This is a genomic window from Natrinema sp. CRL1, assembly GCF_059162405.1.
In genome coordinates, this window is sequence record NZ_JBLVOY010000006.1 from 142,001 (window position 1) to 167,991 (window position 25,991).

Sequence of the window (25,991 nt, forward strand, 5' to 3'; positions counted from 1 at the left end):
ATTCAAGAAAACAGACAGCAATATGGAAAGCTATCAGAAAATTACTCTCTACTAGATATATCACCTATAAAATTTGTGTCGAATGTATCTGTTTTGATCACCTGTGAGACGATTAGCGAAATGAATAGAACGAAACCCAATATACGGATCTCTGGAATTGGAACCATAATACCAACCGCTGCAGCAAAGGAAGCGACACGTTCAAAGATGCTAAGTCTGCATAAGAGATAGTTCTCGAAGAATACTACGATCATCATGACCATTATTGCGACAGACGCGATAGCAATTGCAATCTCAAATGAACTACCTTGCCCTATGATAGCAGGATAATAGATCCACATAAATGGAAGCAGATAGCTTGGAAGCGAGATTCTCATCGAATTTAGACAAGTGGGTATGAATTTTCCGTCTGCAATACCCGACGTTACGAGACACGTTGCTGCTCCAGGAGGCGTAACAGCAGAGAGCACTGCAAAATAAAGCACAAATAGATGAGCAGCAAGTAAATTGACACCAGTCTGGTTAAGCGCTGGGGCGGCAACCAGTGCAACAAGGAGATACGCCGGTGTGGTAGGGAGGCCAAGTCCAAAGACGATAGCCAGTATCGCTGCAAATACTAACAAAACCAATTGATTGCCACCAGCATAGTAGACGAGGTCAGAGGAGATTCTCCCAAGTAGGCCAGTCATCGTAAATATCTCAATTATAATTGAAATTAGAGCTAGAAGAATTGCAATAGGTGCCATCAATCGGCTTGCATCATCTGCAGCTTTCAGGAGACTATACCCGATCTCTTTCAGAGCTTTAGATACTTCCGTTCGATTATTGATTATCATATAGAGTGCATAGAACGCTATAAGGGATTGAAGTCCATCCCAAGCTGCTTGTAGAGCGCTATTCCCGATATAGAGGGATCCAACTATTACCCCAATTGGAACAAAATAATACATCCGGGCTGCCAACGATTTAAGAGATACCTGTTCGGCATCAGGAATCGGGTTCATGCCTTCCTTCACTGCTCTAATATGGGCAGTCAGAGAGATAGTATAGAAGTGCATGAATGCGGGTATGGTCGCAGCAGCGACAATTGCAAAATATGCATTACCTGTGATTGAAGCCATGACAAAGGCTGCGGAGCCCATTATCGGTGGGGTAATCTGTCCTCCAATGGATGCAACACTTTCGACTGAAGCGGAGAAGTTCTTTTCGTAACCGATTTTTTTCATCAACGGAATGGTGAACGATCCAGTCGAGGCAGCATTAGCGACTGAGGATCCACTCAACATACCCATGAAGCCACTTGAAACGATAGCGACCTGGGCAGGGCCTGAGCGCATTCTCCCCGCTACTTTCTTCGCGAAGTCTCCGAAATACTCCGATCCGCCAAGGTACTGTAGGAATATTCCGAAGTAGACGAATATCACAATTAGTGTGGCAGAGAGATCAACTAGTTGCCCGTACACACCTGAGAGTTCTGGAACCCCAAGAGCAGTGAATAATCTTCTATTTGACATACCACCATGAGACAAAGCACGAATAGGGATATATTGACCAAACATACCGTATGCAAGAGATCCAGCACCTAAGACAAAGAACAACCAACCATATGCTCTTCGAGCGCCCTCTAAGATGCCGAATATCAGGATAATCGACACAATCATGTCAAATTGTGTGCCGGATCCTGCTCGCTGATACATCGTCTCGTAGTCGAGGATCACCCAGATATTTGAGGCTACGAACCCAACTAAGATAGCTATCGTAAAGAGGTTATATAACCGCCGCTTCCATTTACTCTCCGAACCGATTGACAGGGACATGACGTAGACAAGAGAGCCCATTAGCACCAAGTGAGACGCCCTATAGGGCGGCCCAAACATTGTCGGATTGATAACAAATAGGAGGTGCCATAGTGTAGTCGCTATAGCTAAAAGCGATGTACCGATGTACAGAATACGAGTTAGGTTATTTTTTCTGTAATCTGGGTCTAATTCCTGTTCTCTTTCACTATCGTCATCGATAGTATAATGCGATTCTATATCGTATATGTACTTGTCGGTGTATTTAATTATAGTATCTTTGTTGATCATAATAATGATGTTTGGAGTGCTATTAGTTGTAATCCGGCGAGGCTTGTGGGCGCTATTAATTACGACCTGACGATGATTTATTCCCGTTCATAGACGGGGTAATCCTCTGGCCAGATACCTAGGTCCTGCATTGCCTCCGCTGCCCCAGGATGGTAAGGTGCAGTCTCATCCTGAAAGAGTGTAGCAGTCTCTTCGGGGCTGTTAGCAAAGAGGCTCCAATCATCGTTTTCTTCCTGCAATTGGTCAGCATTCTCGTACGTGAGTTTTGTAATCGCATACGCGACCTCGTCGTCTACATCGGGATTTGCACATTGAATCTGGGCAGATCCAGCACCAGGCCATGTATCTTCTCCTTGTTCGCCAGCAATTGAATTTTCCCACAGCTGCCCTTTCCCGTCTGATTTCAGAGTCCATTCGACAGTATTAGCTGCTTCTCGTGCTGCAGGTAGACTCTCGGGTTTTGGGAGAACCAGTTTGAGATCATCTCTTCGCTGCATCAACTCACTTAACCAGGAACTTATTGCTCCTGGCCAGATGGTAGCATCTACTCGGCCTTCATCGAGGAGTCGTCCTCCTTCCTCCTCGGACACTCGGTTAAGATCTATGGAGTCTATATCGATATCACTAGCCTCGAAATAGGCCTCCATATATGGCCAAGCCCCATTACCAGGAGCACCAATTACGAGGTTTGCTCCCTCCAGATCCTCCAGTGTATCCATGGACTGCCCGCGTTTTTCCTCCGCCTCAAGTGTGGTTATCGCTAAGGGATGACGGTATACGTAGGAGCCGAACATCGGAAGCAACCGTCCTTCGTAGCCACTCTCTCGTAGAATCGTCGGGCTAGTCGTATATCCGATGTCATGTTCGTTTCCGATCAGTTCGATATTTGCAGCAGATCCTCCTGTTGTTTGGGAATTAATAATTATTTGGTTACCGGTTTCGTTTCGAATCATCTGTCCCATCACGGTGATCATTGGGAAGGATGTTCCACCATCAGGACCAGCAGCAGCCGTTAGGTCGGCTTGTGGATAGTCACTGTTGCCGCCACCACTTCCACCTAAGCAACCTGCTAGTCCACCGATACCAGTTCCTGCCAATCCAGTAAGTACTTTCCGCCGTCCAATATGGTCAACTCTATCCATGAGTGTCCAACTCATACAAGCCGAGGGTGTATAATAAATGTTTTGGAATGTAATATGGGACTCTACCAATATATATTGATCCCTATCGGACCTTTGTAATGGTGAGAAAAAGGCCAACACTCCCGATTACGGCAAACAGCAGAAAAGCTTCGTCGAAATAACCGTAGTCTGCGAGCAGACCAACGAGTAACGAGGAAGTAGCACCGATCAGTATCCAACTTGCCTTTAGGGTTCCTAATCCTATTCCTTGAATAACATCAAGAAGTGAATCAGCGATCTATGTTTGTGTGACAACCATAGATCCATTGAAACTGCTGACCAGCACTGTGACAGCGACAATCGGAATATCTCCTTCAACGAATGGCATCATCCAGAATGAGAGTACGCTCCCGCCAGAGTGGGTATTTTCTTGGTGATAGGAGGACCACTCGATAGATAGCTACTATGGTGTTCTGGTAAATGTTCTCATTAGGTGAATCACTAAGTGGCCCCACGACAGACAGATCTGTATGTACCGTATCCTGGTGGCAGTTGACGATGATGAACAGCGTGCGAAACAAATTGCTGAAGCGATCATAGAACTCCCACTCGAGACCAGTGACGTGGAAGCGATCGTCCTGAATGTACACGAAGAGATGGAAGCAGTTAGCGAAGAGGGACGCGTCAGCTCTGGCGATTATTATAATGATGACAGCATGCTTGAAAGTGTGAATACAGCTGCCGAGACGCTTGAATCAGCAGGTATTACCGTCACGAAGAGACGAGAACATGGAACTCCTTCGGAAGAAATTCTTGCGGTTGCCGAAGAAATAAACGCGAATTCCATCGCGCTCAGCAGTCAAAAGCGAAGCCCCGCTGGAAAGGCTATCTTCGGAAGCGTAACTCAATCTGTACTCCTCTCTTCAGATATACCGGTCATCACTACGACGGCGAATTGAGATGGGAACGTGGAGTAGTTGAATCACGATCGTCAGGCGCAAGTGTTGTAATTATCTCAATTTCGATCGCGGTGACCATGACTTCGATGTCGTTCGTGTGGTGAATTGAGTGGCTCAATCGAAAAACAGCGCTGCATGCCTCTGTTTTTCAGTCACAGGTTTCCCGATGATGGGTCTGTTTCCCACTATTGCTACGGATAGGTCGCTGATCATTACTAGATCAGCAGCCAGTATCTTTTGATAGAGATGACCAAGAGACCACTATCAGCAGGCCAGTTCCACCTAGCGATAATAGATCGGACCTCGCCTACATTATCTGAATCATCCTCATCGTCGATGAGGCTCCTCTATTCTCTCCATTCTCTTTGTGATGCTTTTACGAACGGCACTAAACTCATCAGCAATACGTAAGATCTGGTATCCGTCTTTCATCGCCGTATTGATAGACTCTGCATCGCTGAAGATACGGCCGACTGGGATACCAGCGCTCGTCGCTGTGTTCACAACGTACTTAATCGTCTCCTGAACCTCCTCGTGAGATCGGTCGTTCGGATGGCCTAACTGGACAGAAAGATCACCAGGTCCGATGAATACGAAACCCAGTTCTGGAACCGAGAGTATCTCTTCAAGGTTCTCTACTGCCTCCTTCTTTTCTATCATCGTTCCAATGCAGACATTCTCATCCTCCGCCGTAATATAGTCATCGTCACTGCCGAAGTTGGTTGCTCTTGAAGCATTTGTGCCACGTTGACCAGGCGCTCCATCGTAAACGTACCTGGTGGCTTCGATAGCGTCTCGGACTTCATCTGGAGTGTTCAATCTTGGGATCAACAGATTCCGTACGCCTGCGTCCAGTGTTTTGCGGATGAGACTCTGGTTGATGTATGGGATCCGAACGAGGAGTTCAATATTCGCCAACTCTGCCGCTCTCGTAAGACGCTCAAAGGTTCCACTATTCCAGGGAGTCGGTCCAGCGTGTTCGAAATCAAGCCAGACAAAGTCGAGACCTAAATCACCGTATATCTCAATTAGGTTCTCTGAGAACGTCGCAGCACGTGCTCCAAACACTCTCTCATCATTCTCTATTGCTTCTCGAAACTGATTGTGATGCTCCATATCATCCTCTACCATGAGAGCAGGCATAAAGATTGATACATACGATATTCTTGAAACCAGCATCATCCCTTCTATTCTGCGTTCCGGTGAGCAAATCATCCAAGACGGTACTTAGAGATTCATTCTCAATGATGGATCAATGGAATACATGCCGATTGCTCGAAACAGACTGTTAGTGATATCAAGACAGCCCTTCAGAAAGCGTGGTGAGGATAAGGACAATGGATTCGACACCTCGCTCATCCCCGTATCGAAGTTATAGGCGCGATTCTGATGCAAAGTCATCGATAGTCGACAGTCTGCGCTAACGCCGTCACATTACTCTCAAAAAGAATTAGAAGAGAATCTCCCTCGTATCAGATATTTAGCGACGATCAATCACTGCGTTGAATTCAGTCACTCTGGACAGGATTGTTTACCGCTTTGTTTACTGTGTTGTTCGGAACTTCGCCCCTGATAACCGATAAGACATTTTCGGCTACTTTTCGTCGAAGCTCTTTCCGGCTATCAATGGAGTAGTGTCCCATATGGGGTGTTAGTATGGCTCGATCCTGCTCAAGAAGCGGCTCGGACGATGCAGGTGGTTCCTCTTCGAGGACATCTAATCCTGCACCCGCAATATCACCTGAATCCAATGCATCGGCTGCAGCAGCTTGGTCAATCAGACCGCCGCGAGCAGTGTTGATTATGTATGCAGTGTCCTTCATCATCTCCAATTCATCCCTACCGATCATCCTTCGAGTTTCATCTGTCAGCGGTGCGTGTAGCGAAATGATATCTGAACGGTTGAGTAACTCCTCGAACTCTGCTGGTGTAACGTCGTGTTCACGAAGTACTTCATCGTCAACATATGGATCAAAGACAATGACATCCATTTCCAGAGATTGAGCCTTCTTAGCGAGATTCTGCGCGATATCACCGAAGGCAACCAGTCCGAGAGTTTGGCCGTCGAGTCGTTGAATCGGTTGAGCATCCGGACACCACACCCCATTTTTGACAGCCTCGTTTTGACTCATGACTCGCCGATGAAGAGCCAAGAGCAGCGCGAGTGCATGGTTTGAGACCTCTGTGATACAGTAGTCGGGAGCATTAGCGACGAGAATTCCATGCTCAGTCGCTGCATCCAGGTCGATGTAGTCAACACCGATACCGCGTCGAGAAATTACCTGACACTCCGACATTCGGGCAATAAGATCACGGTCGAACGTCTGGTGGCTGGAAATGACACCGTCGGCGCTCTCAAGAAGAGTTTTAATCGGTTCTTCAGCGGCTTCAGCATTGATGATCTCAACATCCTCAGTCGCTAGTACCTCTTGTTCGATGTCGAACTCGTCCGGAACGTTGTCCGTATATACTATCTTGAATGACATTGTATTTGATTAGTCTGGTTATTATTGGTTATGTATCGTTTGGTATTTTCAATTCTCACGATTGAATTCGAGTTCTCGAGCCGCTATGGGCATCGAGCCTCTGTGAGGTCGGGTTTCATCTCGTCACGGAAGGCGTTCACCAAGTCTAGCCGTTTAAGGGCAATCTCAGCATTTCCATCGATCACCCGATATTGGCCATACTCGTACGAGGCCATGAGTAGAAGTCGAATACTCCATATATAAAAGTTTTGCAATGGATGATGCATTAGTTCCAATCAGTAACCAAGGAGACTGCGACCAGCAGTACTCCTGTTCCGGATAGTCGAATACATTCCATTGACCAACTCGGGACCCATAATGGTCTTTCATGTGGAACTCATATTGGTTCTCTACTGTAATATATGAAGAAAGGGGTTGAGGACCAACTTATTACGGGGTACTAGCCCACCGGAGATATAATCATCTCGTTCCGCTATGTAGAACAGTCAGAGCAGAGGATCAAGAAACTATATTACCGCTCTTGAGACCGCAAATCAACCAATCGGCGGTATATTCAGATTTATAACAGTGAAATGAATTTGTGACAGATGGTCATAGGTCGATGGATCCTCGGTCAAAAATAGGACGAGTAATGCCCTCCATAGGAATCGCGAGGGAACGATCAAAGTTTCTATCGCCGTTACTCTGGATCGCATCGATTTTCAGCTATCTCTTTCCAGTTGTTCCAGTTTCTGGAGCAGGATTCGCCTGACAACGACAAGATGGTGAGAGATGAAAAATTATGGCTCCAGAATTCGACTAACCGGAACTTTATAAGTGCGGAGGCCATCTTCCGATGTATGGGAACAAAAGACAAGAAAGGAGAAAGGGTGAAGACGACTGAGATAGCCTTCAGTATCATCGAAACGCTCCAATCAATGGATGGAGCAAGAGTGACTGAAATAGCGGACAACATGGGTAGGGCAAAAAGTACAATTCATCGACACCTTTCGACGCTAGAATCCCTTGAGTATGTAGTAAAAGAAGGAGACGAATATCACGTCGGTCTCAAATTTTTCTCAGTCGGCGAGTATGCTCGAAATCGGAAAAAAGTTCATGAAATGATCCAACCCAAAGTTGCAGAACTCGCAGAGGAGACAGACGAACGAGCACAATTCATGGTCGAGGAGCATGGCAAAGCAGTATATATCTATCGTGAGGCGGGAAGAAAAGGTATTCAATCACCGAACTCAGAAGTAGGCCAGCGGATCCCCATTCATGTTACCTCAGCGGGAAAAGCAATACTAGCAGAACTCCCCGAAGAAAAGATCCACGACATCCTTCAACAACAGGAATTGGCAGCATCTACGGACCAAACAATTACGGATGAGAAAGAACTCCTCAATGAACTTGAGCTCATCCGGGAACGTGGCTATGCTGTGAATTCCGAAGAAAGTACAGAGAAGATTTGTGCTGTCGGCGTTGCGATCACATCACCCGAGGGGTATCCAATAGGGGGTCTCAGCGTCTCTGGACCCTCACATCGAATGAAAGGCGACTTTTTCAAAAAGGAGATCCCCGATCTCCTGCTCGGTACTGCCAACGAACTTGAACTCAATATCGCATATTCGTAAGATAAGAAGAGAAGTAGGCGAAATTCTGTTCACTGTCGGGCTGCGTTCCGACTGATTTGGCTAAAATCACCGAGTGATTGGTGGATCAAATGTTGTTGGTTACAGTGGTACCTTTGTAAAGAGAGTGGCTGGAGATGGGAAGATAGCACTACCTCGCAATTACAGTGGTACCTTTGTAAAGAGAGTAACTGGAGATGAGAAGATAGCGCTACCTCGTGATTACAGTGGTACCCTTGTAAAGGGGGTTAGAAGACAAAATACTTTTTGCCCTGAAGATCCAATAGTGTCTATGGTCGATAAAAACAGTGCATCATCAAAAACTACGTCATGTGACTGTAAACTCGGGCGAGTGGCGGACCGGTACGAGCTTTCGCGTCTTCATGAAGATCTTATTGCCTACTGGACTGGTGATGCGGATGAACAATACAGCACACGCGCCCTCGCAGCCATCGTTAACCAGCGCATACTCAAGGCAGCACTTGAGACAGCGGACATTTCATTCAAAGACGGAGAGGTCGAGAACACATACCGACTGCTCACAGACGAAGACGTTAGCAGCGGAACGCGAGTAGAGACACGAAACAGCCTCCAACGTGATGGTGTCGGCGTCGAACAAGTCGAATCAGACTTCGTCTCACACCAGACCGTCTATACTCATTTGACTGACTGCCTCGATACGTCGCTTGACTCACCGAGTGACAAGGAACGACTTGAACAGAGTGCAGACAAAATTGGTGCACTTCAGAACCGGATGACAACTGTTATGACAGACACAATCCAGCGCCTCAACCGCAGCAATATCATCAATATCGGTGAGTTTAATGTGGTCGTCTCCGCCACAGTGATCTGTGAAGATTGTTTCAGTGAATACACTATTCAAGAACTTACTGAGAAGAGGTCTTGTGAATGTCAGGATAACGAAACCAGATGAAGATCGACGCTGCATAATGTAAGTGTTTTAGAAGCAGCTGTCACGTACGAATCGACAATGCCTATGTAGCGTGACGTAGTCGTGTTCAGATCAGCTGATTCCATGCGGGTGTGGGAACCGTCTAGTTAGCGCAGCTTGAGGAATGATCTGGTCGTAGAGTTAGTTTGGATCATGCTCGCAGACCTGCTCAACGAGAGCTATGCGGCGGATTTGAGGGATCGTGGGAGCGTGAGCGGACGCAACGCCATCAGGGCGTTCGCCGTCCGGCTCCACGCGACCGGTTGTTCGCTTCGAGAGATACAAGCAATTCTTCGCTCACTCGGTGTTGAACGGTCTCACCAAACAATCTGGAATTGGGTACATCGACTGGCTGATAGCAGACCAAACCCGCCGATAGCGATGCGGTCTCGGATCGCTATTTGTGATTTACTGATAATATCAACGGAAACTGGTCTTGGGCGTACACTACAATAGAAATAGACTCACGATTACTTCTTGATGTCGCAGTGCTCGGACGCCAAGGCACCGATCCAACTGCTGCGTTTCTGCATAGAATCGCCGAGAAACGCGATCTCTCCGAGGCTGAGTTTCTCGTCGATGGTGCTAGCTATCTGACTACCCCTTTCCCGATTAAGGTTGAGCGATAACCTTGACTATGTCGATCGAAACCACCTCGAAAAGTGGTTTCACACGCTCAAAATGCTGATCGATCGCTTCCATAGCTCATGGGTGGGCAGTCGGGCGAGCGTCAGAGAATATCTTGAACAGTTCGTACACTACAATAACACGCATCGATCAGATAAGTCACTCAACGGATAGGTAGCGAGGGTGCTAAACTAGACAGTGCCTTGTGGCCAATTCTGTCGCAAGTTTGAGTGTTCTAAGTGATTAGATATCATACACTATGTGTCCAGTGAAATCAGCCATGTTCTAATATGCCCATGCAATAGTAACTACTAAGTTCTCCCAGACGAATGGTGTTGTATGATCCGGGAAACCGGTCGCGAAGGTGACCACGACGGTGCGGATGACGAACAGCACAGCGAAACCGTGACGGTCGATGTCTTCCAGACCTTCCGAGGCGACAGGTCGACGGACGACCGCGCGGCTGACGCGAACGATCTTCGACACCAGACCCGCCGGGGTGAGAAGAGCACGCTGACCCATGCCGAGTTCTGCCGGCTGTACGATCACGTCGGAACCGACCCAGTCCCATGTGAGCCGAGCGACGACGGTCAGACGGTCGCAGAGGCGGTCTGGGCGCGCTGGAATGTCGGCAGTGACTCAGAGAGCCGGGCGTTTCGAGAGGCCAAAACACGGAGTCTCGAGATGGGAGACGTAGTGTCCATCGAGGGAATGCTGTTTCTCTGTACGTCCTGCGGGTGGACCAAAATCGAACTGGGTGAGAGTGCATGAACGCTCGCTCGAGCGCACCCGCGGCCGACGCCACAGGAGAAATCGCCCTCGAGACTGTCGACCGCTACGACCGCGTCGACGTGCCGGCGCTCGATCTCGAGTTGACGATCGTCGACATCCTCGGCGACTATTTCGGTCGGCCGGGGCTCGTCGGGATCGACTCGAGCAACCAGGACCAGCGCTATCTGATCGCCGAACGTGATGAGGACGGCGTCGACGGCCTCCGGGTCGAGCGCTGGACCGGGACGACCTATCGCGAAGCGTTGCACGCCGGCGCGCTCGAGACCGGGAGTGGGGCGACCGATGCCGTCATTCCCGCTGACGGGAGTACGCGTGTTCGAGCGCGACAGCGGGTTCACGCGGGGGTGTGATCGATGGCTGCAAACCCCCCACTGCCCGACGGCTACGAGCTCACCAGCGAAATCAACGGCTGGCACCACACCCCTGACTCGAGCAAGAACGCTCACGTGTGGACCGACGGCGACGGCACGACGTGTGTCGCGGTCTTCGAGTTCGACGACGTGTACGCGAAGGTGATCGACACTCGAGCCGGGGCTGGCGAGGAACTGTTCCGAACCGAGTACGAGATCGACGCGACAGGCGTTGCCTACACCGACGCCAAGCGCGAGCACGTCCGTGATGGCATCGAGCGCGCTGTCGCATGGATGGAGTCCACTGCACCCGAGGAATGGTCCCATCCGGAGGTCTGCGAAGCCGTATTCGATACGCCCGCGGGCTACGAGTTGGCGCGGTACTTCCACGGCAACCGCGAGTCGATCATCTACTATCAACGCGTGGACACGGAAGATGTGACCCGACTGGCCGGGATCGGCAAACCCGACGAGTACACCGTCGAGACCTGCCCGTACCTCTATCTGCACGTCTGGAACGGCAGCGGGAACGCGACCGTTGCGCTCGCGCCCTGGTTGCACGCTCACGGACCGTCCTCGAAGCACCCAGAAATTCAGGAGATCGTCGAAACGCCCGAGGAATGCGGTCTTGAGGTCGCCGTGACGATGGCTCGGCAGTTCACTCGTGATCACTTCGATGGGGAAAGCGACGCCTCGGCATCCGGGCAGTCCGATCTGAACCAGTTCCAACAGACGGCACGGACTGACGGAGGTGAGAAACCATGAGTTGTGATCCACTGGATTGTCTCACGTGTCCATGCGGTCGCGAAGCACCGTGTTCAACCGCCGGCGGCAGCGGCCCGGCTACGTCGAATCCGACGCCCGGATCGGGGCCGTCCGAACCGGGACTCACCGATCACGCAGACGACGACGCGGAGTCGTGGGGATCCCTCGAAGGCCAGACGCCGGAGACGGCCGACCCAGACGAGATCCTCCATGACGCGAAGTCTCGCGATTTCGAGCACGCCTTTGCCCTTGTCAGCGGGGGCTATGACTCAGTCGCCGCGGCCCACTACACCTACCACAACGCGCCGTTCGTACTCGATGGGATCATCCACATCGATACGTCGATCGGACTGCGGGAGACGACTGACTATGTTGCCGACTTCGCGACCGATCTCGGACTCGAGTTGTACATCGCAGACGTCCGTCGCGACGCCGACGAGTACGCGACTCGAATCGAGACCTACGGCTTCCCGGGATCCAACAAAACCGCGCACAAGTGGGAATGGATCAACAACAAGGACAAGCCGCTGCAGACGCTCCTACAGCAGTTCGACGGCACTGTCCTGTTGATCTCCGGTGCGACACGCGAAGAAAGCGACGCCCGGTATGAGAAGGTTGACGCCAGCGGGATCGAGCTCAAAGACGGCCATCTGTATGCCTCTCCGCTGGCCCAGTGGACGCCGTCAGACGTGAAAGCGTATATCGACGACCAAGGCATCCCGCGCTCGGAGGTCGTCGACGAACTCTCTCATAGCGGCGACTGCCAGTGTGGTGCGTACGCTGACCGCTGGTTGGAACTGGATACGATTCACGAAAACTGGCCGTACATGTGGGCCTATATCCAGTCGCTCGAGGCTCGCGTGATCGATTCGGCCCGCAACGGGAACATGAAGAAGGAAAGCTACGAGGACTATGTCCTCTGGGGGCACGGATCGACCACCAAACGCGAGTTAGACCAGCGACTCGGGAACCGAGAGATGACGCTCTGTCAGTCCTGTGAACCCGCCGTTCCCGGTCTCTCGCCCGGTGATACGTATCAGACGCTCACCGAAGCCGCGTTAGGACTCGAGGACTCCAAGATCCCCGACAGCGAGACGGCGTTCCGAGATGCATTCGACGTGACCCAAGCGATTCCCGACGACAGCGGAGAACACCCGCTCGATGTCCTCCGGCGCGGGTACGAGGCACTGGATGATGTGGCCGACCGACTCGGTTACGACAATCACCGGGAGATGGTCGACGATCGTGCTCCCGAGGCGGTGGCCAACAGGGGTGAGCGAGAATGAGCGTCTACCGCGATCCGGCCGGCCGGCTTCGCGACGCCGATCAGGAGCGCGAGATCATCGAGATGTCCCTCGCTGACGCGTGTGGATTTGAGTACTACGCGCCGGCGGAACTCTCCTACGGCGACAGTGGCGACTTGGACTGGTGGTCTGTGTTCTGGTCGACTGTCGAGCGCCACGAGTCCGACGCGATTGCGACCGGACAGCGCTCGCTCGGGGATTTCGATGCTTCAGTAAGGAGAAAATCATCATGAGATTTGTCTCGACGGGGAACAGGCTTCACAAATGAAATCGATCCATCGCTAAATGGCAGATAAATACCCTATGACATGACTTGAACAGATTGACGGTAACAAATACTCGGTGATGAACATGTAGGTTAGTGCTGAGAGGGCGAGCCAGAAGGAAGTTCCAATTGGCGTCGATCATCTTGTGTCTTGGTCGTCTCTACTGCGTTACGCCAGTGTGTAGGGCGATCGGATCGGCTGGCACGCCTGCCGAACTCGGCCAGTTCAAACGAGGTGGGAGTAGCACCGTCAATCTCGGTTAGGAAATCCTGAATAAATGGCCAAGGATCGTCATGGCTAAATATATCAAAATTTGGTTGTCTATGACTAGATAGCAGTATTTTATAGAGCGATCCCATAAGCGATGGACGTTCAACAAGTTCGGAGTCTTCGCCTAAAAGACTCAGAACGTGCATTAATTCTCCTTTAAGATAATGACATCCAACCCCACATTCATAGTTAGAGTTAATCTTGTCGGTGTGGTTCGTCGCCATTTGCCAATAATATTTTGGAAAGTTTGCCCCCATCTGGACGTTTGCCGAGAGAGAGGTCCACATTCGTGGGTTGACTTCAGTAAGGTAGAAGTCGCCCGTTTCCGGGTGGCGCATGTACTCGATACAAGCGAGGCCGTGCCATTCCAGTTCCTCCAGTAGCGCCACTGCAGTGTCCTCCAGTTTAGGTAGATGGGTAGACTCGCGATAGACGCCACCTCCGCCGGTGTAGGATGGGGCTCGTATCTGTTCGTGATGGAATATCGAAAGTGGATCACCGTGATCACAGAGCGCAGCGACCATATACTCCTCATCAGTCGAGATGAATTCCTGAACGATAGGATCATGGCCGAACGTAGCACGAAGTTCAGTCGCATTCACCCCCTCTCCGGACTGTACGTGTTCAACTGTTTTATTCTGGCTTGTCTCGCCCTGAGGAACGGTGTCGACGTACTCGTTGACGAGAAGATTGTATCGAGATTTAATGATCGATGGTGGATCCCATGCTTCAACTGCTCTGAGCGGGGTTGTTTTCGGCACTGGAACGTCAGCAGCTTCTGCAGCTGCTGCCAAACGTACTCGATCATGAACGCGTTGGAGCGTCTCCATATTCGGCCAAGGGGTTGAGATATATTCGGCGAAAGCCTCTCGATGCTTCGAAAGGACGAATGCGTCTTCTTCCCGAACTGGAACGATTGTTCGAACATCTTCACGGCGAGCAAGTGCAAGTAATGCTTTTGAATACTCTTCAAGATCTGTCGTTGGATCAGGAACAAGGATAGCTTCATCACAGTATTTCGATGCGAAAGAAATCGCATATGGATCTTCAGAAACAACGATTGTGTGAACTCCGAGTGGGGACAGCGAACGAAGACAGATACCAGTACTCGGAACGGCAGCAGCAGGGACAACAACTGATTCTTTTTCGGCAGGGATTCGACTTAAAGATGAATCACTTTGGGTGGCCATTAGTTGTATTGGTTACAGCTATGTCCCCGCGTATAGCCATTACTTACAAAGAAGATACTATCAGGTCAAATTATGAGATTTTCTATGAGGTTTTGGCGAATATACCACTATTATACAACAAGATAGACTTGGGTATCTAAGAAAATTGTTTGTATTGTGTTCGTCCGAACCATGTGGAAATGGAATGGCATGAAGAACTGTGATTTTCATCTATGTCAGTTAATGGCACCCAGTCGAACAGTGTCTCTACAAATGGATCTGCGGCCCACACTGAACCAAACAACTCTCCAATGAGAGTTCAGGTCCTGTATGGACGCCTTTGATCGGTGGCAACAAAAAGAAAAAGAATGATGATTCTATTGACTAGTAACTGCCATCACTGATGCATCTGTTTTACTTTTAAATGCTATTTCAATAGTAACATATATCGGTCTAGAGTTTCTATAGTGGTGTAACGACCGGGAAATCCGGTTTTCAGGTGACCACGATGGCGCAAACAGCAGATACAGAGACAGTCGAAGTACCAGCATACTACGCTCGAGAAATCGAGGAACGCGAACAGATCGCTCGAGAGTGCCCGATCGATGTCTATTGTTCGTCGATCAACCCGAGATGGAGTTGGCCGTTCAAACTCAATTCCTCGCGAGAACGGCGTCTGAGTGCCCGCAACTCGTCGGATACGTTCATGATCGATCCCGGCGCGTACAATCCTGCGTGTACGCTCGAGATCGGCCACGCGGCGTCCAAGACCAACGCCGACTACGTCCTCGCGAAGGATCTGCCGCCGGCCCACCCGACCCACGGTGACGATGCCGACCGGCATCTCTCGAGTATCCGCGTCTCGCAGAACTACGTCGCCCAGAATCGGGTTATGCGGCGGGCAGACTCCTACACGGTCGGGCAGTGGGAATGCGCTCACGACGCTAGCGTGATCGTCCCGATTCAGCCGCCTTACGAGGACTCACTGGCTGCGATGAGCGAACCCGTCGAATACGATCAGACGGTGACCGTCGACGGGACGCCCTACCGGAAGGAAGACGGCGAGTGTGTGACGGTGAATCTGCTCGCTGACGACGATATCGACTACTACGCGATCGGCGGGATGCTCTCGATCGACGACGTGCACGAGCGCATCGAGGCGATTCAGTTCGTCCGCGACGAGCTCGGCTCCGACGTTCAACTCCACGCGCTCGCTCCCGGAACGGAACCCGAAATGATCCGGACGCTGCGAGAGAACGCCGACCTCGTCGATTCGCTGGACGTGTCGACGCCCGAAAACGCACCCTCGAAAGGGAAGGTCCCCGATCGCGGCTGGCACCAGCACACGGTCAACGTCACCGGCGGGACGGATTCGACCACGACGCGGGCGCTCGAGTCCGGGCGGATCGCCGTCGAACTCGCCCGGCAGTTGACGCCCGGAAAGTACGACGAGTACGAGTACGGCACCCTTGGCGATGAGGCCGCCCTCGAAGAGAGGAGTGATCAGGCAACGATCACCGAGGGGTGGTCGGCGTGATCGAAGGGACGATCGTCACCTACGACTGCCGACTCTCCGAGACGAACCACCGCATCCCGAGCGACGAGGTCCGAGTGCTGAAAGACGGTGACGGGGATTTCGTCGTGGCCTGTACCTGCGGCGACGACGATCTCGAGGACGCTGACGAGAAACCGCACCTGACGCCCGATCAGTTCGTCAATATCGGTGCAAACGCGCCGTCGCCGTCAGAGTGGCTTCGGCTCGAGAAGATCGCCGATGGATGGTACAACGCTGATCCATGGAGGCCACCGGAGGGATACACCGGCACCCGCGCACAGCGGCGGACTCGGACTCGGAAGCGAGCGAAACGACTCGCCGACGACGCTCCGGGTGCAATCGATGGCGGGGAAGACGCGGCCGACCAGGCGGCTCGCGAAGTTGTCTGCCCGGAGTGTGACGCCGGGACCGGCTCGAAGTGCCAGCGCCCGTCCGGGCACCGTGTCCGGAAGTGTCACAGCGCTCGCGTCGACGCCGCGAAAGAGGCCGGTATTCTCGAGAGCGACAGAGAGGAGAAGCCGACCGATCAGACCGAACAGGCCCCGATCACGGGGTGGTCTGCGTGAGCGCCGTCGACTCGGTCTTGGATCCGCTGGAGACAATCGAATCTCGAGGTGTCAGCCGCTACGACGTGTTTCGGGACTGGAGTCGGCTCATGCTCGCCGCGCTGCAGGAAGACGACGACTGCTACCTCGAGATCCTCGAGACGTACGACCGAGGGCGTGATCGCGACCGCGGATCTCGAAACGCAGACCTGTTCGCTGCTGCATTCGGCGAGCTTATGCAGGCGATGGAAGAGACGAACCGGGACATCCTCGGCGAAGTCTACGAGGCGTGGGGGATGCAATCCGACGAGTTCGGGCAGCACTTCACGCCCCACAATATCGCCGTAATGATGGCTGAAATGGAAACAGCCGGTGACGGCGAGCACGAGCCGCCGGTGACGATCGCCGATCCCGCATGCGGATCCGCGAGGCTGCTGGTGCTCGCAGCGCGTCGGTTCGACGTAGAGACGTTCTGCTTCGGCCAAGACAAGGATCTGGTGTGCGCTCAGATGGCCGCACTCAATTTCTGCTTTTTCAACATCGACGGCGTCGTCGTGTACGGCGACTCGCTCACGATGGAGCGGCGACGTGCGTGGCGAACACGAAACACGGTCGTCGGTGGGGAGATCACAGAACTTGAGGATCCTGAATCGGTCCCGGTCCCTACCTCGTGTGTTCCGGACAGCGACGACGAACCGTCTGCCGACGAGGTAGTAGTCGAAACTGCCGGATCGGACGAACCAGGGCAAGCAGAACTCCGCGAATTTATCGTAGGTGGTCAGACATGAGCGTCAACTACCGAATCGGGGATGCCCTCGAGATTCTCCGCGACGAGCCCGCCCGCAGCGCTGCGTTCATCCATCTTGACGACGCGTGGGCGCGACCGAGCCGCAACGGCGCATTCGGTGTCGAGTACCCGACGCATCCCTTCGATGCTGATGCGGCCGACGCGGTCGAAGGCGAACCCGGCGTCGAGACGGGACTGACCGTCGTGGACATGCTTGAGGCGTGCTATCGAGTCCTCGAGCCCGGCGGCGTACTCGCCGTCGACGTGGATAGCTATCTCTGCCCGCGCGTGCTCACCTACGCGAGCGAGACGTGGGGCCGGGACTGCTATACCGTTCACGAGACGACGCTACTCACCAAGGCCGGCGAGCCCGACCGATCGACGCCCGGCATGTACGGCTCGAGTGGCGGCTATTCGACCGTTCTCGTCTGGAAAGACGCCGCGCCAGTCCCGCAAGGCTACGGCGGCCGGGAGTTCCACGAACTTCGCTGTGCGTGCGAACGCCAGCGAGAAGACTGGTGTTGGGGGACGGTGAAACCACTCGGTCCGGCACTCGGTTGGATCCGGACCTATACCGACGCCGGTGACCGCGTGATCGTCCCGTGTGCCGGCACCGCGCCGGTTGCGATCGCCGCCGAACGCGAGTACGGATCGGACGCCGACGTGCTCGCGATCGACGTAGAATCAGATGCGAAGTCGGCGTACGAGCGCCGCCGGGCAGACGAATTGGATTGGCAAGGATCGCTCTCGAGGTGGGTGGAAGCATGACCGAGAACGGCTTCGTCCCGACGCCGGACCCGGTCGCCGATCTCGCAGCGTCGACGGCCTTCGGAGCCGAGCGCCCCGGTCATGTCGGCGACGACGATCGCCGCGGCCGCCTCCTACTGCCGGGCCTTGGGACGGGGAATCTCTACGACGGCGTTCGTCGGTACTGCACGAAAAGAGACGGCTGGTCGACGGCTCGGAAGTTTGACTACCCGCTTCCGGAATGCATCGGCGTCGAAACCGATCCCGACCGGATCGACGAGTTCGAGGCCACCCACCCGGATGCGGAGATCGACATCCGTGAGAGGGATTTCCTCCTCGAGCCACCGGAAGAGACATTCGACTGGGTACTCGCGAACCCGCCGTTTGTCTGCTACAACGATATCGACGCGGCCAAACGCGACCAGTATCGCGAGCAGTTCCGGATCGCACAGGGACGATTCGACCTGTTCGTCCCGTTTTTCGAACAGTCGATGCGGCTGTTGAAGCCGGGTGGGTCTCTGCTGTTCATCCTCCCGATCCAAGCGTTGCTCGTGCCCGCGTTCGAACCGCTTCGGAAAGAGATTCGCGGCCATTTCACCGAGCCGATCTTCTATCTCCCGCCGCAGACGTTCGACGAGAAGGTCGAGACCGTGATGGTCGGCGTTGAGAAGCGCCGGTCGTCGCCGAGCCATCCCCTATGGCTCGAGGAATTGCGTGGGTGGGAGACCCGAGAGATTCTGACCGGACTTGATGTCGACGACATCGACGCCGCGATGGATCACTACTACGACGAACACGCGTTCACAGAACGAATGCTCGAGTGGGAAGAGGGACGCGACCGTCGCGACCAAGATGGCGGCCGCCAATCTGGTCTCGATCAGTTCCATGGCGGTGAGAGTGCATGAGTCCCCACTGGGAGGGTCCAGACGACGCACCCACCGCTATCGATCTGTACGCTGGCTGTGGTGGCATGACCTTCGGCCTTTTCCTCGCGGGCTTTCACGTCCGCGCATCCTGGGAGATCCGCGCCCCCGAGCGGTACACGTATCACACCCAGCACTGCCAAGGGAACGGTCTCATCCAGTACGGCGATGCGACCGACATCGACCCCGCGAAGGTGCCCGACGACCTAACCCTCCTCGCTGGCGGCCCTTCCTGCCAAGGATGGAGCGCGGCCGGCGGCGAAGTCGACCCCGAGGACCCGCGGAATGAGCACGCGTTTTCGATGATCGAGTGGGCCGACGCTTGCGAACCCGAGCTCGTACTCATCGAAAACGTCGTCGGGATGACTGAGTTGCACGGCCCTCTCCATTCGGCGCTCGTCGACGCGCTCGAGGACGCCGGCCCGGGATACGAGGTTCGGACCCTCGAGTTGAACGCTGCCGACTACGGCGTCCCCCAGCGACGCAAGCGCGTCTTTATCGTCGGCGTTCGCGATGGACTCCCGACGCCCGATCCGTGGATGCCGCCGGCGACCCACCGGGACGGACAGCGCCGACTTGTCGAGTTTGGATGCGGGAACTCGCTCGAGGGGTACGCGACCGCCCGCGAAGCCTTCGAAAACGGCGGGGACGGACCGCTGCCACGGCCGCTCGAGTCCCAATCCCCGGCTGACGATCCCGTCCACGTTACGATCGACGAGATGGTAGCCTATCGCGACGATGCTTCCGACCGCTACCGCGTCGATCCGCACTCGTTGAGCGAGATCATTGAACGCGATGGCGAGAAGGTCTGGATGCCGCCGAACCACGTCGCGATCGATCACGACGATAGCGTCCGTGAGTCCCTCGCAGAGTGGCCCCACGGCTACAGCGGGCGGTCGACGACTGACCGCCGGCTAGCTCCGGATGACCCCGCGCCGACAATAACCGTCTCACAGTCGACGCCTCCGGCTCACTACGCCGGTCGCTCACCCGCAAACCCGGATGCCGCGCTCGAGGACGTACGTCGGCTCACAGTGCGCGAGGTCGCCCGCCTACAGACGTTTCCGGACTTCTACACCTTCGCCGGGAACAAAGACGAGCAGTACCGGCAGGTCGGAAACGCGGTTCCTCCGATGCTCGCCGCGACCATCGCGACGCACCTGCGTGACCAGGTCCTCGAGAGTGAGTCCGAAGCGGCTGTCGAATCCGAGGTGATCGCATGAGCGCCGTTCGGCGACCCGACTACCTCCGCGAGACACCGCGTATCGATCGGAATGCGGTGCCCCAAGAATGGACGTCTAAACAGCGACTGCAGGTCGTCGATCTCTTTTCGGGACGCGGTGGGGTCGGGCTCGCCGAGTGGCTCGAGCCCTGGATGTTCGCCGGCTTCGATATCGAAGACTACAGCGAGACCTATCCCGGACGGTTCGCCCAACAGGACCTCCTCGGTGATCGGCCATCTCTGGACGATCTCGCCGAGTCGATCGGCATGTCGACCGGACCAGCGTACGACTCCATGCTGGTCGATCGCGGCCGCGTCGATCGGCCCGATAGTCTCCCCGTGCTCCGAGGGTTGACAGCCGACGTGGTCTGGGTATCCTTCCCCTGTACGGCCTATTCGTCGTTGAGCGCGACCCACTACGGCTCGAAAGAGGCCGCACTCGAGGCGAATCCGCGGATCACCGACGAGTTCCGAGAGTTCTTACTCGAGATCGCGCCACACTATGTGATCGAAAACGTGCCGGGTGCAACTCGAGTCGGTGATCTGGACGCGAACTGCCGCGTGAACGGGCTCGCGTTCGGGGAGCGCTACGACCTCGAGCGCCACTTCGAGACGACCTTCGATGTTCCTGACGCCTACCTGCCCGGTGAGGCTGGGATCACGGTCGACACGCGTGATGACCAGTCGATCGCCGAGCTCGCCGAGGCAAAAGGCGTCCCCACAGCGTGGGGCAAGCAGGGCGTTCGAAGTGCGATTCCGCTCGAGTACGTCTGGTGGGTACTCGGCCACTGTCCAGCGATCGATATCCCGATTCCAGAGCGCAAGCAGTGGACATTCGACGACATTACTGGAACGACAGGACAGCACTCGATGTTCGGGACCGGCGACTGTGGCGGGCACAAATGCAACGGTGTGTGTCACGGCGAGCACGGCGTGTACTGACTGCGAGACTCTGGTGATTGAGAGACAGGCCACGTCGGAAGCAGTACAGCAGCCGATTTCGCTGAAACCTGCAAGACGACTGTACTAAATACAGGCGAACGATGCGCTGCGACAGTGGCCACAACAAATGTATCTGACTTGATTCTCTATACCATCATAGATGGAGCGAGCAGGGGCTATGGATATATTTCAAGCTGGCATCGATAAAGTCCCTCATGAGGTGGCAATCGTCGATGCTGATGGTACTATTGTCGCTGTTAATCAGGCTTGGCGTGAATTCGCTGACACCAACCACGGCAATCATCCGGATTATTGGGTAGGTCAAAATTACTTCACGATTACAGAAGAGGCTGATGAAGATCTTAATGACGTGAATATCGTTGAGAAGTTGAAGGCGGTCATAGCCGGCGAGATCGGCGAATATTGCCACGAATATCCCTGTCACTCCCCTACCGACCAACGTTGGTTCCGATTAGATGCTCATCGCTTTCACCACGAAGGCAACCCCTATCTCCTCGTTGCTCATGCCAATATTACTAGCCAAAAGATCGCAGAACTACAAGCCAACGCTCGCACCCAGCAGCTTGAAACTATTATAAATGTCTTGACGCATGACCTCCGGAATCCACTGAACGTTCTCGAGGGATACGTGGAGATGTTGGCCGTCGATATTGATGATTCAGAGACGATTGATACGCTCCAACAGGCGATCACCCGCATCAGTGAAATCACAGAGGCCACGCTTGAATTCTCGCAGGCCGGGGCTCTTTCGGATATCGAACCGGTTTCCGTCGAAGACCTCGCGCAGACGGCATGGATGGGAGTCTCAACGACAGATGCGAAATTGATCATCGAGTCCTCACAGTCGCTAATCGGCGACCAGAGATTACTATTACAACTGTTCGAGAACCTGTTTCGGAACGCCATCGAACATGCAGGACCCGAATGCACAGTCGAAGTCGGTGTCTGTAGAGATGGGTTCTATGTCGAGGATGATGGAGCCGGTATCTCTGAATCTGTACGAGAGAAAGTAATACAAGCCGATTATTCGACCCAAGGAACTGGTGGCCTGGGATTGCCGATTGTCCAAGCAATTGCGCATGCCCACGGAGCGGATCTACTTATTATAGATGCCGAGAACGGCGGCGCACGGTTCGAATTGACAGGCTTCGATATTCCTCCAGAATCTCCTGTAGATATCGAATAGCGCTTCGCCTTTCGCGGTGGCTGGATAGCGTTCGAACTTACCAATCTCGCGAAAACGGCTGGCTGGCATGCGCTGTGTATTAACACGAATCGCCGACATCTCTTGAAGTTGGTAGGATCTCAGTGGTCAGTTCACACACTCCTACTAAGAGAACTTGGCCGGCGATAGATATTTTACTAGTCGGTTGCATGTATGAGATGGCCCGCGTCGCTCGATACGGGCCACGAGGGCATCGGCCCTCGGCACAACACCCCGTCAGGGGCAACCTACCGAATCCACCAGACTCACTTCGAACACGCCGATCTGTTCCCCACCTCAGATCGGCACTCCCCACTCCCAATTCAAAGTCCTGCTGACCCACCCACCACTTTCCATTCGAAGCCGTTTTCGAATTTTTGCACACGAGACTCGTGAATAAGGTTCTACTGAGATAGAGATGGGACCGGGTACATAATTGTAATTTGACTTCCCTGTGGTTCATTCGATGTGATTTCCAAATCACCCCCGTGTTGTTCGGTAATCCATTTGATCAACCATAAGCCGATCCCACTTGTATGAGAGAGCGGAGTCTCCTTACCGCTGAGGACAGGTTCAACCTCTGATATCGGGATGCCGTGTCCATCATCAGCGATACATAGTTTGACGTATTGGAGTTGTGTTTTCGTAACGACATCTGCTGTTAATTCGATCGTCGGGGCTGACTCTGGATGGTACTGAATGGCGTTAGTGATGGCTTCAACGACTGCCGTTGTAAACTCGGTTGGAACCTCAATACCAGTTTGGTGGATTGTACTATTGATGCTACAGTTGGGATACTCTTCCTGAAAATCCTCTGTCACCTGTGTGAATAGAGTCTCAATAGGAATCTGCTCTAATCCTTTCGTCGTATGTTGCTCGAGTCGCTGAATTTTCTTTGCGGATTTAGTGAGAGACATCGTTTGGTCAGTAATCAGTTCTGCCATTCTCTTCACCTCCTCTTGCTTCTGAATACCGTCTGACTGAGAGAGGGTATCGAGTATCTCTTCTGAATACCCATGAATGATATTAAGACTATTTCGAAAGTTGTGACGGAGTATTCGCTGAAGAACGTCTAAGCGCTGTTGTTGGTGAACGTAATCAGTGATATCACGTCCAGAAGCAATAATTGAAACAATCTGACCATCGTTCATTACGGGACGGAGTATTCCTCTTGTCAGTCGCTGTTGATCGTCCTTTGTATAGTACTTGCTTCTGAATTCAACATATTTGCCAGTCGCCGCCTCTTCAACCCGTCGTCGGATATCGTCTTGTACGATCTGTGAATGTTTCCACCATGGTCCCTCCCACCATGGTGTCCCAATAAGATCGGTTTCAGTCGGGCTTACAAGATCAACGGCAGTCCGATTTACGCGTTGTATCGTCCCGTCTGGCGCAAGGAGCGCCATTTGAACATGGGGATCATCAAAAATAGTCTGGAGATATGGTTTCTGCGGATGAAGAATTTTCTTGTCCGAGGATTTGTCCCCCATATGATATTCACATTTAGTTATCGTCTGTATATATATTCCGATCGACTGTTAACGATGGTAGAGTAGTAGGAATACAGGCGAAACAGCGAACCAGCATATAGACACCTGCCTTACAGTATATTGTTTACTATACCATTATATGTCTAAAAATGTATAAAATTATTTGTAGTTGCTATATCGAGTGGTATTCTATACAGTGCTATTGGTGACTCAGACAGGCGTTCCAGCCAACGTATTTAAGAGTAGAACAAACTAAAAGAGAATACTTACTCGTGACTTGCCATCCCACTACATCAGGATATCAAGCCCTCGTCGACAATTTTCCGAACGGAGTGTTAGTGCTATTCGATGCAGACCTCTATTATCAGATCGTTGGTCCTGAGACGCTCCCATTCTCAGGACGGAAAGCGGCAGATATGACTGACCATCACTTGTTCGAACTCTTCCCTGAAGAGACAGCGGTCGAGCTCGAGCCGAAGCTTACGGCAACAATTGAGGGTAACTCTTGTTCATTTGATACTAGATATGAGGAACGAATTCACCATGTCGAAACGAAGCCTGTCCGTATCGAGGACGATCCACATGGCGTGTTGGTTACACAGGATGTTACTGATGTACGCCAAACGTCTCACGAACTCGAAGTTCAGAACGAGCGTCTAGACCAGTTCGCAAGTATGGTGTCTCATGATCTTCGGAACCCGCTCTCGATCGCTCTCGGGGAACTCGAACGATATCAAGAGAGTGGCGACGATGCCAGCTTAGATGAGGTTGAGAACGCGCTCAACCGTATCGAGGACCTTATTGTCGATCTCACGACGCTCGCCCAATCCAGTATACCGTCTGACGAACGCGAACCGGTCTCGCTGGCGACAGTTGCCCAAGACGCATGGAAGTTGATCGATTCCCAGTCAGCGTCGCTTGAGACAGAGGACTGTACGATTGTCGCTGATCGAAGTCAATTGCAGGCGCTCTTCGAGAACCTGTTTCGGAACGCAATTGGTCATGGTGGAAGGGACGTGACTGTTCGCGTCGGTTCGGTAGACCACGGCTTCTACGTTGAAGACACAGGTGTCGGAATCCCATCCCAAGAACGCGACCAAGTATTTGAACACGGGTATACAACGGGGTACGGTGGGAGCGGTGTTGGACTGACGATCGTGAAACGAATCGCGACTGACCACGATCTCGAAGTTTCAATTTCTGAAAGTCCTGAAGGCGGTGCTCGATTCGAGTTTTCGGATAGTGACGGGATACGGATGGAATAGTCCCTCTTAGGGTTTTCAAGCCAGATTGGCTTTTACACAATGAGTCCCTGTACTTACTGCTGCCTGCGATCACTTATTCGTCTCTGGTGAGTTCCCAGACACAATATTTGCGGTAAGTATAGGGCAATCACATATCGCTTAGTGCAGGTAAAGTACCTACTATTATTTCAGTGAGGAATCAGGCATCTGGGGCCATATCTATAGATATGGAAAACGAGTCATCGTATGGCATCTCCTCACTAATATTTAGGACAGGAGAAGTAACTGGCCCCCCATAGTCAAACTCTTCCGTCACAGTTCCTCGGTCCTCAATCGTAACTTCGGCTATATACTCTCCTGTCTTCTCTGCGATAGGGGCGTGATTTTCGTACCTAGTATTCTTCTCCATCGTAAAACTAGTTTCTTCGGCCGTGGTGAATCGCCAGACGGTGCTTGATTTCACTGGTTCACGGCCTGCGTGATGTTGTAAACTGCACACATCAAGACGAGTTCTCGAAATTCGCCGTACCAGGTTCGCGCACGCACGGCGTCG

General features: G+C 53.0%; 24 protein-coding genes and 2 pseudogenes. 18 read left to right on the plus strand and 8 right to left on the minus strand.

Annotation, left to right across the window (positions count from 1 at the left end; translation table 11 throughout):
* Positions 1-41: 41 nt before the first annotated feature.
* The gene (locus ACJYUO_RS19000; RefSeq protein WP_494346908.1) at positions 42-2,087 is read right to left on the minus strand and encodes a TRAP transporter permease; all 2,046 of its coding nucleotides are present in this window, start codon (positions 2,085-2,087) and stop codon (positions 42-44) included.
* Positions 2,088-2,164: 77 nt separating this feature from the next.
* Positions 2,165-3,244, minus strand: a complete 1,080-nt coding sequence (locus ACJYUO_RS19005; protein WP_494346909.1) for a TAXI family TRAP transporter solute-binding subunit — start codon at positions 3,242-3,244, stop codon at positions 2,165-2,167.
* 494 nt (positions 3,245-3,738) lie between these two features.
* Here ACJYUO_RS19005 and ACJYUO_RS19010 point away from each other — a divergent pair, with 494 nt between their 5' ends.
* On the plus strand, positions 3,739-4,167 hold the full coding sequence (locus ACJYUO_RS19010) for a universal stress protein (protein ID WP_494346910.1): 429 nt from the start codon (positions 3,739-3,741) through the stop codon (positions 4,165-4,167).
* A gap of 327 nt (positions 4,168-4,494) precedes the next feature.
* Here the strand turns inward: ACJYUO_RS19010 and ACJYUO_RS19015 are convergent, their stop codons facing one another.
* A complete protein-coding gene (locus ACJYUO_RS19015) occupies positions 4,495-5,283 on the minus strand; it encodes an HpcH/HpaI aldolase family protein (protein WP_494346911.1) in 789 nt (262 codons plus the stop codon).
* 392 nt (positions 5,284-5,675) lie between these two features.
* Entirely contained in the window at positions 5,676-6,653 is a 978-nt protein-coding gene (locus tag ACJYUO_RS19020; protein ID WP_494346912.1) for a C-terminal binding protein, read from the minus strand.
* Positions 6,654-7,492: 839 nt separating this feature from the next.
* On the opposite strand from ACJYUO_RS19020, the gene ACJYUO_RS19025 reads away from it, so the two are divergent.
* The 8 genes and pseudogenes from ACJYUO_RS19025 (at position 7,493) to ACJYUO_RS19060 (ending at position 13,286) form a co-directional block, all read left to right on the plus strand.
* Entirely contained in the window at positions 7,493-8,266 is a 774-nt protein-coding gene (locus ACJYUO_RS19025) for an IclR family transcriptional regulator (RefSeq protein WP_494346913.1), read from the plus strand.
* Between the two features lie 289 nt (positions 8,267-8,555).
* Positions 8,556-9,197 carry a rod-determining factor RdfA gene (gene rdfA, locus ACJYUO_RS19030; protein ID WP_494346937.1) on the plus strand — a complete coding sequence of 214 codons (642 nt, stop codon included), beginning with the start codon at positions 8,556-8,558 and terminating at the stop codon, positions 9,195-9,197.
* Between the two features lie 171 nt (positions 9,198-9,368).
* Positions 9,369-10,016: pseudogene (locus tag ACJYUO_RS19035) on the plus strand (IS6 family transposase).
* A gap of 165 nt (positions 10,017-10,181) precedes the next feature.
* Entirely contained in the window at positions 10,182-10,613 is a 432-nt protein-coding gene (locus tag ACJYUO_RS19040) for a hypothetical protein (protein WP_494346914.1), read from the plus strand.
* A complete protein-coding gene (locus ACJYUO_RS19045; RefSeq protein WP_494346915.1) occupies positions 10,610-10,984 on the plus strand; it encodes a hypothetical protein in 375 nt (124 codons plus the stop codon). The genes ACJYUO_RS19040 and ACJYUO_RS19045 overlap by 4 nt, the downstream gene beginning before the upstream one ends.
* Positions 10,985-10,987: 3 nt before the next feature.
* Positions 10,988-11,749, plus strand: a complete 762-nt coding sequence (locus ACJYUO_RS19050; RefSeq protein WP_494346916.1) for a hypothetical protein — start codon at positions 10,988-10,990, stop codon at positions 11,747-11,749.
* Positions 11,746-13,035 carry a phosphoadenosine phosphosulfate reductase domain-containing protein gene (locus tag ACJYUO_RS19055; RefSeq protein ID WP_494346917.1) on the plus strand — a complete coding sequence of 430 codons (1,290 nt, stop codon included), beginning with the start codon at positions 11,746-11,748 and terminating at the stop codon, positions 13,033-13,035. Before ACJYUO_RS19050 ends, ACJYUO_RS19055 begins: the two co-directional genes overlap by 4 nt.
* Positions 13,032-13,286 carry a hypothetical protein gene (locus tag ACJYUO_RS19060; protein ID WP_494346918.1) on the plus strand — a complete coding sequence of 85 codons (255 nt, stop codon included), beginning with the start codon at positions 13,032-13,034 and terminating at the stop codon, positions 13,284-13,286. The genes ACJYUO_RS19055 and ACJYUO_RS19060 overlap by 4 nt, the downstream gene beginning before the upstream one ends.
* 125 nt (positions 13,287-13,411) lie before the next feature.
* Here ACJYUO_RS19060 and ACJYUO_RS19065 read toward each other — a convergent pair whose 3' ends face one another.
* Entirely contained in the window at positions 13,412-14,779 is a 1,368-nt protein-coding gene (locus ACJYUO_RS19065) for a carboxylate--amine ligase (RefSeq protein ID WP_494346919.1), read from the minus strand.
* 487 nt (positions 14,780-15,266) lie between these two features.
* Between ACJYUO_RS19065 and ACJYUO_RS19070 the strand changes: the two genes are divergently transcribed.
* From ACJYUO_RS19070 to ACJYUO_RS19105, 8 genes are all read left to right on the plus strand, one after another.
* Entirely contained in the window at positions 15,267-16,295 is a 1,029-nt protein-coding gene (locus ACJYUO_RS19070) for a hypothetical protein (protein ID WP_494346920.1), read from the plus strand.
* The gene (locus ACJYUO_RS19075; protein WP_494346921.1) at positions 16,292-16,879 is read left to right on the plus strand and encodes a zinc finger domain-containing protein; all 588 of its coding nucleotides are present in this window, start codon (positions 16,292-16,294) and stop codon (positions 16,877-16,879) included. The genes ACJYUO_RS19070 and ACJYUO_RS19075 overlap by 4 nt, the downstream gene beginning before the upstream one ends.
* Positions 16,876-17,646 carry an N-6 DNA methylase gene (locus ACJYUO_RS19080; RefSeq protein WP_494346922.1) on the plus strand — a complete coding sequence of 257 codons (771 nt, stop codon included), beginning with the start codon at positions 16,876-16,878 and terminating at the stop codon, positions 17,644-17,646. Before ACJYUO_RS19075 ends, ACJYUO_RS19080 begins: the two co-directional genes overlap by 4 nt.
* A complete protein-coding gene (locus ACJYUO_RS19085) occupies positions 17,643-18,413 on the plus strand; it encodes a hypothetical protein (protein ID WP_494346923.1) in 771 nt (256 codons plus the stop codon). The genes ACJYUO_RS19080 and ACJYUO_RS19085 overlap by 4 nt, the downstream gene beginning before the upstream one ends.
* Positions 18,410-19,297, plus strand: coding sequence for an Eco57I restriction-modification methylase domain-containing protein (locus tag ACJYUO_RS19090; protein WP_494346924.1), 888 nt, complete (start codon positions 18,410-18,412; stop codon positions 19,295-19,297). Before ACJYUO_RS19085 ends, ACJYUO_RS19090 begins: the two co-directional genes overlap by 4 nt.
* Positions 19,294-20,538 carry a DNA cytosine methyltransferase gene (locus tag ACJYUO_RS19095; RefSeq protein WP_494346925.1) on the plus strand — a complete coding sequence of 415 codons (1,245 nt, stop codon included), beginning with the start codon at positions 19,294-19,296 and terminating at the stop codon, positions 20,536-20,538. Before ACJYUO_RS19090 ends, ACJYUO_RS19095 begins: the two co-directional genes overlap by 4 nt.
* Positions 20,535-21,479, plus strand: coding sequence for a hypothetical protein (locus tag ACJYUO_RS19100; RefSeq protein ID WP_494346926.1), 945 nt, complete (start codon positions 20,535-20,537; stop codon positions 21,477-21,479). Before ACJYUO_RS19095 ends, ACJYUO_RS19100 begins: the two co-directional genes overlap by 4 nt.
* Before the next feature lie 160 nt (positions 21,480-21,639).
* Positions 21,640-22,686 (plus strand): PAS domain-containing sensor histidine kinase, encoded by a 1,047-nt coding sequence (locus ACJYUO_RS19105; RefSeq protein WP_494346927.1) that lies wholly within the window; start codon positions 21,640-21,642, stop codon positions 22,684-22,686.
* A 422-nt stretch (positions 22,687-23,108) separates the two neighbouring features.
* Here the strand turns inward: ACJYUO_RS19105 and ACJYUO_RS19110 are convergent, their stop codons facing one another.
* The gene (locus ACJYUO_RS19110) at positions 23,109-24,194 is read right to left on the minus strand and encodes an ATP-binding protein (protein WP_494346928.1); all 1,086 of its coding nucleotides are present in this window, start codon (positions 24,192-24,194) and stop codon (positions 23,109-23,111) included.
* A 272-nt stretch (positions 24,195-24,466) separates the two neighbouring features.
* Here ACJYUO_RS19110 and ACJYUO_RS19115 point away from each other — a divergent pair, with 272 nt between their 5' ends.
* Complete coding sequence (locus ACJYUO_RS19115; protein WP_494346929.1) at positions 24,467-25,459, plus strand: sensor histidine kinase; 993 nt, start codon at positions 24,467-24,469, stop codon at positions 25,457-25,459.
* Positions 25,460-25,637: 178 nt separating this feature from the next.
* Here the strand turns inward: ACJYUO_RS19115 and ACJYUO_RS19120 are convergent, their stop codons facing one another.
* Both ACJYUO_RS19120 and ACJYUO_RS19125 read right to left on the minus strand, forming a co-directional pair.
* The gene (locus ACJYUO_RS19120; protein ID WP_494346930.1) at positions 25,638-25,847 is read right to left on the minus strand and encodes a hypothetical protein; all 210 of its coding nucleotides are present in this window, start codon (positions 25,845-25,847) and stop codon (positions 25,638-25,640) included.
* A 50-nt stretch (positions 25,848-25,897) separates the two neighbouring features.
* Positions 25,898-25,991 (minus strand): annotated as a pseudogene (locus ACJYUO_RS19125) (IS5/IS1182 family transposase); the annotation flags it as partial.

Coding starts and splice junctions, on each gene's coding strand:
- ACJYUO_RS19015 (WP_494346911.1), bottom strand. CDS start 5,283: ATGGAGCATCACAATCAGTTTCGAGAAGCAATAGAGAATGATGAGAGA.
- ACJYUO_RS19085 (WP_494346923.1), top strand. CDS start 17,643: ATGAGCGTCAACTACCGAATCGGGGATGCCCTCGAGATTCTCCGCGAC.
- ACJYUO_RS19005 (WP_494346909.1), bottom strand. CDS start 3,244: ATGAGTTGGACACTCATGGATAGAGTTGACCATATTGGACGGCGGAAA.
- ACJYUO_RS19050 (WP_494346916.1), top strand. CDS start 10,988: ATGGCTGCAAACCCCCCACTGCCCGACGGCTACGAGCTCACCAGCGAA.
- ACJYUO_RS19060 (WP_494346918.1), top strand. CDS start 13,032: ATGAGCGTCTACCGCGATCCGGCCGGCCGGCTTCGCGACGCCGATCAG.
- ACJYUO_RS19020 (WP_494346912.1), bottom strand. CDS start 6,653: ATGTCATTCAAGATAGTATATACGGACAACGTTCCGGACGAGTTCGAC.
- ACJYUO_RS19000 (WP_494346908.1), bottom strand. CDS start 2,087: ATGATCAACAAAGATACTATAATTAAATACACCGACAAGTACATATAC.
- ACJYUO_RS19055 (WP_494346917.1), top strand. CDS start 11,746: ATGAGTTGTGATCCACTGGATTGTCTCACGTGTCCATGCGGTCGCGAA.
- ACJYUO_RS19095 (WP_494346925.1), top strand. CDS start 19,294: ATGAGTCCCCACTGGGAGGGTCCAGACGACGCACCCACCGCTATCGAT.
- ACJYUO_RS19100 (WP_494346926.1), top strand. CDS start 20,535: ATGAGCGCCGTTCGGCGACCCGACTACCTCCGCGAGACACCGCGTATC.
- rdfA (WP_494346937.1), top strand. CDS start 8,556: ATGGTCGATAAAAACAGTGCATCATCAAAAACTACGTCATGTGACTGT.
- ACJYUO_RS19045 (WP_494346915.1), top strand. CDS start 10,610: ATGAACGCTCGCTCGAGCGCACCCGCGGCCGACGCCACAGGAGAAATC.
- ACJYUO_RS19040 (WP_494346914.1), top strand. CDS start 10,182: ATGATCCGGGAAACCGGTCGCGAAGGTGACCACGACGGTGCGGATGAC.
- ACJYUO_RS19065 (WP_494346919.1), bottom strand. CDS start 14,779: ATGGCCACCCAAAGTGATTCATCTTTAAGTCGAATCCCTGCCGAAAAA.
- ACJYUO_RS19025 (WP_494346913.1), top strand. CDS start 7,493: ATGGGAACAAAAGACAAGAAAGGAGAAAGGGTGAAGACGACTGAGATA.
- ACJYUO_RS19120 (WP_494346930.1), bottom strand. CDS start 25,847: ATGGAGAAGAATACTAGGTACGAAAATCACGCCCCTATCGCAGAGAAG.
- ACJYUO_RS19090 (WP_494346924.1), top strand. CDS start 18,410: ATGACCGAGAACGGCTTCGTCCCGACGCCGGACCCGGTCGCCGATCTC.
- ACJYUO_RS19110 (WP_494346928.1), bottom strand. CDS start 24,194: ATGGGGGACAAATCCTCGGACAAGAAAATTCTTCATCCGCAGAAACCA.
- ACJYUO_RS19070 (WP_494346920.1), top strand. CDS start 15,267: ATGGCGCAAACAGCAGATACAGAGACAGTCGAAGTACCAGCATACTAC.
- ACJYUO_RS19010 (WP_494346910.1), top strand. CDS start 3,739: ATGTACCGTATCCTGGTGGCAGTTGACGATGATGAACAGCGTGCGAAA.
- ACJYUO_RS19105 (WP_494346927.1), top strand. CDS start 21,640: ATGGAGCGAGCAGGGGCTATGGATATATTTCAAGCTGGCATCGATAAA.